The 8,652-nt window shown below is 72.5% G+C and carries 15 protein-coding genes; all 15 read left to right on the top strand.

Annotated elements, in window-relative coordinates; genetic code table 11:
• Window positions 1-218 (top strand): hypothetical protein (locus ACYVOO_RS27705; RefSeq protein WP_461018441.1); only part of this gene is annotated, 218 nt, incomplete at its 5' end.
• 101 nt (window positions 219-319) lie between these two features.
• Window positions 320-577, top strand: a complete 258-nt coding sequence (locus ACYVOO_RS27700) for a DUF6284 family protein (RefSeq protein ID WP_461018440.1) — start codon at window positions 320-322, stop codon at window positions 575-577.
• Window positions 574-768 carry a hypothetical protein gene (locus ACYVOO_RS27695; RefSeq protein WP_461018439.1) on the top strand — a complete coding sequence of 65 codons (195 nt, stop codon included), beginning with the start codon at window positions 574-576 and terminating at the stop codon, window positions 766-768. Before ACYVOO_RS27700 ends, ACYVOO_RS27695 begins: the two co-directional genes overlap by 4 nt.
• Window positions 765-1,217 carry a Pycsar system effector family protein gene (locus ACYVOO_RS27690; protein ID WP_461018438.1) on the top strand — a complete coding sequence of 151 codons (453 nt, stop codon included), beginning with the start codon at window positions 765-767 and terminating at the stop codon, window positions 1,215-1,217. Before ACYVOO_RS27695 ends, ACYVOO_RS27690 begins: the two co-directional genes overlap by 4 nt.
• Window positions 1,214-1,876 carry a GGDEF domain-containing protein gene (locus tag ACYVOO_RS27685; RefSeq protein ID WP_461018437.1) on the top strand — a complete coding sequence of 221 codons (663 nt, stop codon included), beginning with the start codon at window positions 1,214-1,216 and terminating at the stop codon, window positions 1,874-1,876. Before ACYVOO_RS27690 ends, ACYVOO_RS27685 begins: the two co-directional genes overlap by 4 nt.
• Window positions 1,873-3,219 (top strand): hypothetical protein, encoded by a 1,347-nt coding sequence (locus tag ACYVOO_RS27680; RefSeq protein WP_461018436.1) that lies wholly within the window; start codon window positions 1,873-1,875, stop codon window positions 3,217-3,219. Before ACYVOO_RS27685 ends, ACYVOO_RS27680 begins: the two co-directional genes overlap by 4 nt.
• A 50-nt stretch (window positions 3,220-3,269) precedes the next feature.
• Entirely contained in the window at window positions 3,270-3,515 is a 246-nt protein-coding gene (locus tag ACYVOO_RS27675; RefSeq protein WP_461018435.1) for a hypothetical protein, read from the top strand.
• Window positions 3,515-3,856 (top strand): RRQRL motif-containing zinc-binding protein, encoded by a 342-nt coding sequence (locus ACYVOO_RS27670; RefSeq protein WP_461018434.1) that lies wholly within the window; start codon window positions 3,515-3,517, stop codon window positions 3,854-3,856. The genes ACYVOO_RS27675 and ACYVOO_RS27670 overlap by 1 nt, the downstream gene beginning before the upstream one ends.
• A gap of 32 nt (window positions 3,857-3,888) precedes the next feature.
• Window positions 3,889-4,164 carry a hypothetical protein gene (locus ACYVOO_RS27665; RefSeq protein ID WP_461018433.1) on the top strand — a complete coding sequence of 92 codons (276 nt, stop codon included), beginning with the start codon at window positions 3,889-3,891 and terminating at the stop codon, window positions 4,162-4,164.
• Window positions 4,165-4,255: 91 nt separating this feature from the next.
• On the top strand, window positions 4,256-4,702 hold the full coding sequence (locus ACYVOO_RS27660; RefSeq protein ID WP_461018432.1) for an NUDIX domain-containing protein: 447 nt from the start codon (window positions 4,256-4,258) through the stop codon (window positions 4,700-4,702).
• On the top strand, window positions 4,699-4,863 hold the full coding sequence (locus ACYVOO_RS27655) for a pRL2-8 (protein WP_461018431.1): 165 nt from the start codon (window positions 4,699-4,701) through the stop codon (window positions 4,861-4,863). Before ACYVOO_RS27660 ends, ACYVOO_RS27655 begins: the two co-directional genes overlap by 4 nt.
• A gap of 15 nt (window positions 4,864-4,878) precedes the next feature.
• Window positions 4,879-5,190, top strand: a complete 312-nt coding sequence (locus tag ACYVOO_RS27650) for a hypothetical protein (RefSeq protein WP_461018430.1) — start codon at window positions 4,879-4,881, stop codon at window positions 5,188-5,190.
• A gap of 96 nt (window positions 5,191-5,286) precedes the next feature.
• Entirely contained in the window at window positions 5,287-7,446 is a 2,160-nt protein-coding gene (locus ACYVOO_RS27645) for an ATP-binding protein (RefSeq protein ID WP_461018429.1), read from the top strand.
• A gap of 257 nt (window positions 7,447-7,703) precedes the next feature.
• Window positions 7,704-8,000 carry a hypothetical protein gene (locus ACYVOO_RS27640; protein WP_461018428.1) on the top strand — a complete coding sequence of 99 codons (297 nt, stop codon included), beginning with the start codon at window positions 7,704-7,706 and terminating at the stop codon, window positions 7,998-8,000.
• Window positions 8,001-8,087: 87 nt separating this feature from the next.
• On the top strand, window positions 8,088-8,652 hold a 565-nt coding region (locus tag ACYVOO_RS27635; RefSeq protein WP_461018427.1), incomplete at its 3' end, for a DNA cytosine methyltransferase.

Raw genomic sequence — 8,652 nt, 5'->3', positions numbered from 1 at the left:
GACCAGGGCATCCGGAGGTTCGCATGGCCAGCATCAAGACCAAGCACGGGTTCAACGTCGAGATCTACCTCGACGGTGCCGATGTCATCGTGTTCTGCCAGGCGTGTGAGCGCCTGGTTGAGAGCGAGCCGGTCACGTTCAAGTCCGAGGTTCGCCATGCGGTCAAGACGCTCACCCCTTACGCGAGGCGCCACGCCGCGTCCTGCCGCAAGGGCTGACGCGCTCGGACGCTGACCCCATTCCCACACGGCGCGCGCCCCCGGAGCTGCAACTCCGGGGGCGCTGTAGGGCCGCCCCACACTTCAGAGGAGTACGACCCGTGAATCTCATCGTGACTGTTCAGGAGGCTGTTACGGCCTTCGCTCCGTGGATGGAGCCCACGACGGCTGAGCTGGATGCCATCGAGGCCGAGATGCCCGTCATCGACAGGGAAGTCGACCTGCTGGACGTCTGGATCATCACCATGGACCGCGTCCCGTCCGAGGTGGACATGCAGCGTCTGCGCCGCGCCCACAAGCGTGTGCTGGCCGCCCGCGTTGATGCGGCGAACCTGGCCGGGACGGGGGGTGCGGCATGAGCGCCCCCACGTCTTCCCCGACGGGGCTTGCCCTCGTTCTGCTTCTGGTCGGATCGCTGGTCGCCATGGCGGCCAGCATCGGCGCCCTGGTGGCGGGTGAGCAGCGGCTGCTGCTGGTCGCCAGTGTCGGGTTCTTCGTGCAGGTGCTCGGCTGGCGCCGTCACAGCGGCCGGAGCGGGGGTGCGCGATGACCCCCGGGAGCACGCACGAGGCTCTGACGGCCGCGCACGCTGAGGTGAAGGCGGAGATCGCCCGCACCGACACGAAGACGGGGCTGCTGCTGGCGTTCGTCGGCGCGGTGCTGGCGGGGGCCTGGACGGTGGCCAAGGACACGCCCCTGACCGCTCCCGCTCTCGTGGCGGGAGCTCTCGGAATGGGGCTGCTGGTCGCGGCTGCCGGCATGTTGCTGCGCTCGGTCCGCCCCAACCTCCGGGGCAGGCATGGTTTCCCGCTGTGGGCCACCCTCACGGCTGAGGAGATCACCGATGTTGTGGTCACCGACCGGGCCGCCGACATCGCCGGACTGTCCCGCCTCGCCGTCGCGAAGTTCCGGGGTCTGCGGCGTGCGGTGGACCTGACCTGCGCGGGTGGGGCCCTGCTGGTCCTCGCCGGGCTGCTGTGCGCGGGAGGTGCCGCATGAGCCCGCGTCTGGCCGCCGTCTTCGCGGCTCCTTTCGCTGCGGGATGGGGCCTGCACACGCTGGTGTGGCGTCGGCGTCTGGAAGCCGCCCGCCGTGACCCGCTGACCGGCCTGCTGACCCGGGAGCCGTTCGAGCGGCGCGCGGTGTGCCTGCTGGCTGCGGGGCCGTGTGCGGTCGTCTTCGTGGACCTGGACGGCTTCAAGGCCGTCAACGACACCCACGGGCACGCCGCCGGGGATGCCGTGCTGAGGGCCGCCGCCGGGTGCCTGTCCGACGCGTTGAACGGCCCGGCGGGCGGGATCGCGGCCCGGCTGGGCGGGGACGAATTCGCGCTCGTGGCCCCCATGCGGGACCCGATCGCTCTGCCGTGGCTGCTGCGCGGCCTGCACGGCGAACTGACTGCTCCCACCCGGAGCAACGGGCGGGGCCTGACGGTGGGCGCGTCGGTGGGCGGTTGCTGGTCCGGCGACCTTCCGGCCCCCGACGCCTCATCCGCGCTGCGGCGCGCGGATGAGGTCATGTACATCGCCAAGCGCGGCGGGGGCGGCTGGCTGGCCGCCGCACCCGGGGCGCCCGCGCTGGCCACGGTCAACGGCCGCCGCACCGGACGGTCCGGCACCCACCACAGCGCCGCCCCCACGGAGGTGAGTGGACAGTGAGCACCCAGACCCCCGCCCCGCTGGCGTCTCCCTCCCGCCGGGAGGAGCGACGCCAGGACCGGGCGGCCGAAGCCGCACAGCGACGCGAAGACCTGCGTGCCGCGCGCGAGGAGGAGCGTACCGACCGCCGTGAGGCGGCCCGGCTGCGCACCGAGCAGCAAAGCGCCGCGCGGCAGGCGCGGTTGGATGCGCGGGAGAAGGCCCGTAAGGCGCGCGCCAAGCGGCGCACGGAGCGGCGCAAGACCCGCGCCCGCCGCTGGATAGGCGCCCGTGCGGCCGTGAGCGCGCACATGCCGCTGACCGGTATCCCGGTCGTCGCGGTCTCCCTGGTGATGGGCTGGAGCGGACAGATGGATGCCGCCGCAGCGGCGGGCATGGGGATCGCGGCTGCTGGCGTGCCGGTGCTGACTGAGGGCATGACGTTGACCCTCGCGGGTCTGACGGCCGCCGCGATCAGTCACAAGCGCCCGCACCGCCGCCTTCTGATGGCCACCTGGGTGTCCGCGCTGGTGGCCGCTGCCGTCAATGCGGCTGGGCATCTGCTGGAGGATGCCAGCGCGGTTGGCATCTACCGGGCCGGTGCGTTCGCTGCCGCGTCGCTGGCCGCGCTCATCTTGTGGGGCACGGTGATGCGCTCGCGGCGTGCGGCCTTGAGCGGCAAGAGCGCTGCCCAGCTCGCCCGGTGGCGCCGTATCCGGCGTCGGCACCCGTGGCTGTCGGCTCGTGCCCGCCATCACGCGGACACGACCGGCGCGGAGTTCACGGAGGCGTTCGCCACCGTGTGGGAACGCCGTCACGGTGCCCCGCCCGGTGAGCCGACCGTCCGCGAAATCCGCGCCGCACGACGTGCCCAGCACCGCCGCAAGGAAGCGGCCGACTGGGACGGCATCCGCAAGCGCCGTACGCGTACGCGCCCCCTTCCGCCCCGTACGGACGGTGCGTACGCGCAGGTTAAGCCCCGTACGGCCGCGCCGAAACCGGGTCCCGTACAGCGTGTAGCCCAACGGCGTACGGGCGTACAGGGCACCCGGGCACAGGCGTACACCGACGCGGAGATGGAACGCGCCCGGCAGCGCGCGGAGAGTGCGTACGCCGAATCCCTCGACGCCGGTGCCCCGCTCGGACCCGCCGCGCTGGGCCGTGAATTCGGCTTCTCCGAGGGGTGGGGCCGCAAGCGCATCAAGGCCGTGGAGGCCCACCGCGCCGCGACCCTGCGCACCGAGCGGGAAGGGCGCGCCGCTGAGCAGCGTCACCAGCTCGAAGAGCCGGAGGTTGAGGCCGCGTTCGCGGCGCTGGCACCCGGCTCCCCTGCGCGCCGCGATCTGGTGGGGGTGGCGGCATGACGTACTGCCCTGCGGCCCACCCTGAAGACCCGGACCCCTGTGAGGGGCCGGTGGCCGTCACGATCCTGGACGCCTCGAACGCTGGCGTACTGGGGTGTGAGCATCACGGGGCCCGGCTGCTGGCCTCCCTGGACGGCGGGCGCGTCTACCCGCTGCCCGACGCCCCCTCGGGTGCCGCGATCCGGGTGTACCGGGCGGCTGACGGCATCCGGCCCTTCCCGTGGAACACCACCGCGCCGCGCGTGCGGGCTGACCAGCTCAGCCGTGCGGAAGTCCGCGCTGCCCGGTCGATGTGATGGGCACGCTGCCGGTCTTCCGGTGGCGCCTGGCCCCCGACGGCTACGCCACGCGCCGCCAGTTGCGCGCCCAGGGCTTGCGGCCCGGGGGCCAGGATGTGGCCGCGCAGGTGGAGCGGCCCCGCCGACATCGGCCCCCGCTGGTCGCCTACCTCTACCGCATCGAGCTGGCGAAGCCGGTGCGGCCGATGACCCCGGCGAAGTGGGCGGCGCTGGCCAAGGCCAATACCGCCCGCCGCGTCTGCCCGCAGTGCGGGCGGGACGCGGGCTACATCATCCCTTCCCGGCTCGGCACCTGCGTGCCGTGCGCCTACCCCGAAGACCAGCGTGCGGCGGCCTGATGCCGCGCCGCTCCCGTCTCTGGAGGACTCCCATGGACATTCCTGTTCACCGGCATGAGGCCGGGTGCGGCTGCTACGACCGCCCGGCCCCGCCTGCCTGCACCCACCGGCACTACCCGCCCACCCCCGCCCCGCAGAACAGCGGTGGGGGTGCGGCGAAGTGGATCGGGATAGGGATCGGCGGCAGCTTCCTGGCCGTCGCCCTCTCGGTCTCCATGGTCGCATTCGCGATCGGCGCCGTCTCCCTGACCATCTGCGTGCTCGTGCTGCGCTCGGTGTGGGACGGCTTCACCCACGGCAAGGACTGACCTGCCCTTCCGCGCCAACCAGCCCCCTCCGTCACGGGGGCTGGCGGGCGTGGTGGGGCCGGAGGGTCCGGCCCCGGGAGAGGACGCGCACATGACCACGCATCACGTGGAGACGTTCGAGGTCATCCGCTACACCGCTGACGTGCTGGCCACCACGCCGGACGGCCGCATCCTGCTCATCGAGCGGGGCGGGGACCCCTTCGCGGGGTGCTGGGCGCTGCCCGGGGGCCACGTGGACTCGGGGGAGACCAGCCGCAGCGCGGCGGCCCGCGAACTGCTGGAGGAGACCGGCCTGCACATCGACGCGGCCCGGTTGCGGCAGGTCGGGGTGTTCGACGCCCCGGGCCGGGACCCTCGCGGCCGGTACATCAGCGTCGCCTACAGCACCCGCGTCCCCGTCGGCATCCAGGTCACGGCCGGAGACGACGCGAAGGAAGCTCGCTGGTGGCCGCTGAACGCGCTGCCTGCGCTGGCGTTCGACCACGCCGACATCATCGCCGCCGTGTGGCCGCAGTCTGCGGCAGGGGTGAGGCGGTGAGTGCCCAGGCCGGGGCGCCGCCGGGTGAGTGTCCGCAGTGCTGGTACCACGCGCACCACAGCCGTGAGGCGCACCGCCATCTGGGCCCGCGTGAGGACTGCCCGGAGTGCGTGGCCCACATGAAGAGCGGCCACCCCTACCTCGTACCCAAGACCGCCTGACCTGGGAGGACTGGAATGGCTGACCGTATCTACACCCGCAAGGAGAAGCTGACGCGTGCTGGGCTGCTGGTCAAGGGCGCCAAGCAGTCGGCGGGCGACATCAGCGGCGTTGAGCGGCAGATTGACGCGATCGACCGCCGTGCCGAAGAGCGTGCGCGTGCTGAGGCCGACGCTCACGCGGCGGCGCTGAAGGCCGCACGAGCGGAGGTGGCCGCCGCGACGGTCGCTGAGCGCACCGCCCCGCGCGGCCCCGAGCGCGCCGCCGCCAAGGAAGCCCGCAAGGCCGCTGAGAAGCGGCTGCGCGCCGTTGAGCGCGCCCGCCGGTAGCTGCGCCCCGCGACGGCCGCCCTTGGCCTGGCAGCTTCGTCGGCCGTCGCGGGCCCCTGCACCACCCCACTCGTGAGCGGACAGGAGAGAACCAGCATGCCCGAACACGCTACGGCGGCGCCCCTCATGGGCACCGTGCACGACCTGGACGAGCACCGCGAGGCGCGGGAGCCCGTCAGCCTGGCCAAGGAGAGCGCCGCCCCCGAGGCGGCTGAGCCTGGTACCGCTGCTGCGCAGTCCGGCCAGGCGCCTGTGTGGCGTCGTGGTGGGCGGGCGGTGCGGGGTGCGGTCACGCATGAGCGCACCCGCACTGCCGCTCGCGCGTCGGTGCGGCACAGCATGTATGTCATCGGTGGGACGCGGATCGTGGCCCGTCGTGCGTGGGACGGGCGTACCGCCGCGCGGTATGAGCGGATGATGCGCACGGCCGAAGCCGCGGGGCAGCACGAGGCGGCGGCGGAGTGGGAGGAGCGCGGACGGCAGTTCCGGGCGGCCCGGCATCAGCGGCGTATGGAGCTGCTGACCTCCGCGCCCCGTATCGCGAAGTCCGCCGCAATCGGCGCCGGCGCCACTGTCGCCGGGCTGTTCGTGCTCGGGGGCGTGCTCGCCATCGCCAACGAGGACATCGCCCAGGTTCTGGCCCCGCCCCTGGCGGTCATCGAGGTCATCCGGATCATTGTGCTGGTCGCATCCGTGGTGTGGGGGCCGCTGGTCGTGGCCACGCCGTGGATGGCGCTGGCGGCGCTGTGGGGGGTGGGCCGCAAGGCTGAGGCCGCCCCGGCCTGGGTGCTGCCCGCCGCCCAGCGCAGCAGCGACGGGGAGCCCGTCACCCCCTCGATCGTGGTGCAGGCCCTGCGCAACCTGGGAGTGCCCGCGCTGCGCAAGGCGATCGGGGAGATGGGCGACGGCGGCGCGGGAATGCTGGGGCCGATCACGATCGCCGGATGCGGTGTCGAAGTCGATGTGACCCTGCCTTCCGGCGTGTCCACGGACGAGGTGCAGTCCCGGCGCCGCAAGCTCGCGGAAAACCTCGCCCGGCACGAGCACGAAGTGTTCATCACCATCCCCGAGGCCGCCCGCACGGTGCGGCTGTGGATCGCGGATTCCGGCGCGCTGGATGAGCCCATCGGCCCCTCCCCGCTGGCCATCGACACCACCGCGCGCGGCGACTACAAGGGCGGACGGGCCCCGTGGGGACAGGACCTGCGCGGGGACGCCGCCCTGATCAGCCTCTTCCAGCGGCACCTGCTCATCACCGGCCTGTCCAACCAGGGCAAAACCGCTTCGCTGCGGGCGCTGGCCCTGTGGCTCGCCCTCGACGCGTCCGTGGAATTCCGGATCGGGGACTTGAAGGGCGTGGGGGACTGGAAGCCGTTCGAGGGGATCGCCACCACCCTGATCGAGGGCCCCACCGACGAACATGTGGCCCAGGTCGTGGACATGCTGGAAGAGGGCGTCGCGGAGATGGAACGCCGCATCATGGCCCCGGCCTCATCCACCTTCCGGCCGCTGATCCTGCTGGTGGACGAGGCACAGGTGGCGTTCATGTGCCCCGCTGCCGGGGAGGACAAGCGCCCCTACGGCGGGACCAAGGCCACCTCGCGTTACTTCCAGGCGGCCCGCAAGATTCACAACCAGGGCCGGGCGGTGGACGTGGTGCTGTGGCAGGGCACCCAGGACCCCACCGACCAGAACCTTCCCAAGCTCGTCCGGGAAGGGGCGCACATTCGCGCTTCGCTCGTGCTGGGCACCGAGTCCCAGGCCCGGATGGCGCTGGGAGACAAGGCCGTGGACGGTGGCGCGGCCCCGCACAAGCTGCGTCAGGGCCTGGACAAGGGCACCGTCGTCGTCGCGGGAGACGGGGTGAAGCTGGCGCCCGGGCAGAGCAGCGTCACCATCCGCACCCACTACATCAACGACGACGAAGCCGAGGCCATCGCCCAGCGGGCCAAGGCCCTGCGGGACGGGGTGACCACCCTCCACGCGGTGGAGGCCGGGGAGGAGCGCGACCACCTGGCCGACATCGCCAGCGTGGTCGGCGACGCCCCGCGCGTGCTCACCCAGGACGTGCTCAAGCGTCTGGCCGATGTGAGCAGCACGTACGGCAAGTGGTCGTTCATCCACCTCAAGGCCGCGCTGGAGGGCACCGGAGCCGAGCCCTACAAGTCCGACGGCCGCATGGTCATCGGCCGCGACCGGCTCTCCCGCGCGCTCGCCAACCGGCCCGAGGACGGTTCCGCTTCCACTCACGGGTGAAGGGAGCCGCACCCGCACGAGTCAGGGAGACAGGGAGAACTCCCTCACCCCCTCCCTGACCCCGCCTCCCTGGGCTTGATCAGCGCAAATGACCTGCCAGGGAGGCAGGGAAGCACCCCAGGTCAGGCCCCTCGGACCCCCTCCACACGCACCGTGGGAGGGGGTGCCCCCGCCTCCCTGAACCGCAGTCCACGCAGATTCCGCTTCCCGGCCGGTCGGCAGCCCCGCACCCCACCACTCTCCCGAGGAGGAGACCCGTGGTCCGACTCCGCATCAAGGTCACCCATTGCCCCCGCCGGGCCCTGGCTCTGACCGACGCCCCCCGCCCCCACTGCCCCCACTGCCCCGACTGCCACGGCGTCGGCGGCATCGCGCACGACTACGGCGACCACAACGGCGAGTACGCCGGTACCGAGTGGGAGGACTGTCCGTGCTGGACGCAGTGGGCCGTGATCCTGCTGCCCCTCCCGGCCCTGCCCCGATGGCTGCACCGGCGACGCCGTGGCACCGATCCGTGGGCGACCAACGGATCCAGCGACGAACCTCCCTTCTAGAAGCGTCGAGGGCGGCCCCCGTCTCGCCAAAGTCCGGGGCCGCCCTCATCCATCCGTCCCTCAGCAGACCTGATGGAGGTCTCCAGCATGGCCCAGACCGGCGCTTTGCGTCTCGGTTCGTTGTGCACCGGATACGGCGGGCTGGACATGGCCGCACAGCACGTCTTCGGCACGTCCCTGGCCTGGGTCGCGGACAACGACCCCGGTGCCGCCCGCATCCTGGCCCACCGCTACCCCGGCGTGCCCAACCTCGACGACCTCACGGCCGTCGACTGGCACGCGGTGGAGGCGGTCGACATCCTCACGGGCGGCTACCCGTGCCAGCCCTTCAGCTCCGCCGGTAAACGGAAGGGAACCACCGATGCCCGGCACATCTGGCCCCACATCGCCGCCGCCCTTGGCGTTCTACGACCCCGCCTCGCACTCTTTGAGAACGTCGCAGGGCACCTTTCCCTTGGATTCGATGCCGTGCTCGCCGACCTTGCCGCGCTCGGGTTCGATGCAGAGTGGCGCTGTGTACGCGCGTCCGAGGTCGGCGCCGCGCACCAGCGCAACCGCCTGTTCGTCCTTGCCTGGCCTGCCGACACCGGCAGCCCGGGACTGGCGCGGCGGTGGGCAGCGCGGGCAACTGCCCACCGCCGTGGCCCTGCTG

This window comes from Streptomyces daliensis, assembly GCF_054782395.1.
This window is presented reverse-complemented; position numbering and strand designations above follow the sequence as displayed.

What these genes read in the sequence shown, in the direction of transcription:
- ACYVOO_RS27695 (WP_461018439.1), top strand. Translation starts at nt 574, where the DNA reads ATGAGCGCCCCCACGTCTTCCCCGACGGGGCTTGCCCTCGTTCTGCTT.
- ACYVOO_RS27660 (WP_461018432.1), top strand. Translation starts at nt 4,256, where the DNA reads ATGACCACGCATCACGTGGAGACGTTCGAGGTCATCCGCTACACCGCT.
- ACYVOO_RS27650 (WP_461018430.1), top strand. Translation starts at nt 4,879, where the DNA reads ATGGCTGACCGTATCTACACCCGCAAGGAGAAGCTGACGCGTGCTGGG.
- ACYVOO_RS27690 (WP_461018438.1), top strand. Translation starts at nt 765, where the DNA reads ATGACCCCCGGGAGCACGCACGAGGCTCTGACGGCCGCGCACGCTGAG.
- ACYVOO_RS27670 (WP_461018434.1), top strand. Translation starts at nt 3,515, where the DNA reads ATGGGCACGCTGCCGGTCTTCCGGTGGCGCCTGGCCCCCGACGGCTAC.
- ACYVOO_RS27665 (WP_461018433.1), top strand. Translation starts at nt 3,889, where the DNA reads ATGGACATTCCTGTTCACCGGCATGAGGCCGGGTGCGGCTGCTACGAC.
- ACYVOO_RS27685 (WP_461018437.1), top strand. Translation starts at nt 1,214, where the DNA reads ATGAGCCCGCGTCTGGCCGCCGTCTTCGCGGCTCCTTTCGCTGCGGGA.
- ACYVOO_RS27645 (WP_461018429.1), top strand. Translation starts at nt 5,287, where the DNA reads ATGCCCGAACACGCTACGGCGGCGCCCCTCATGGGCACCGTGCACGAC.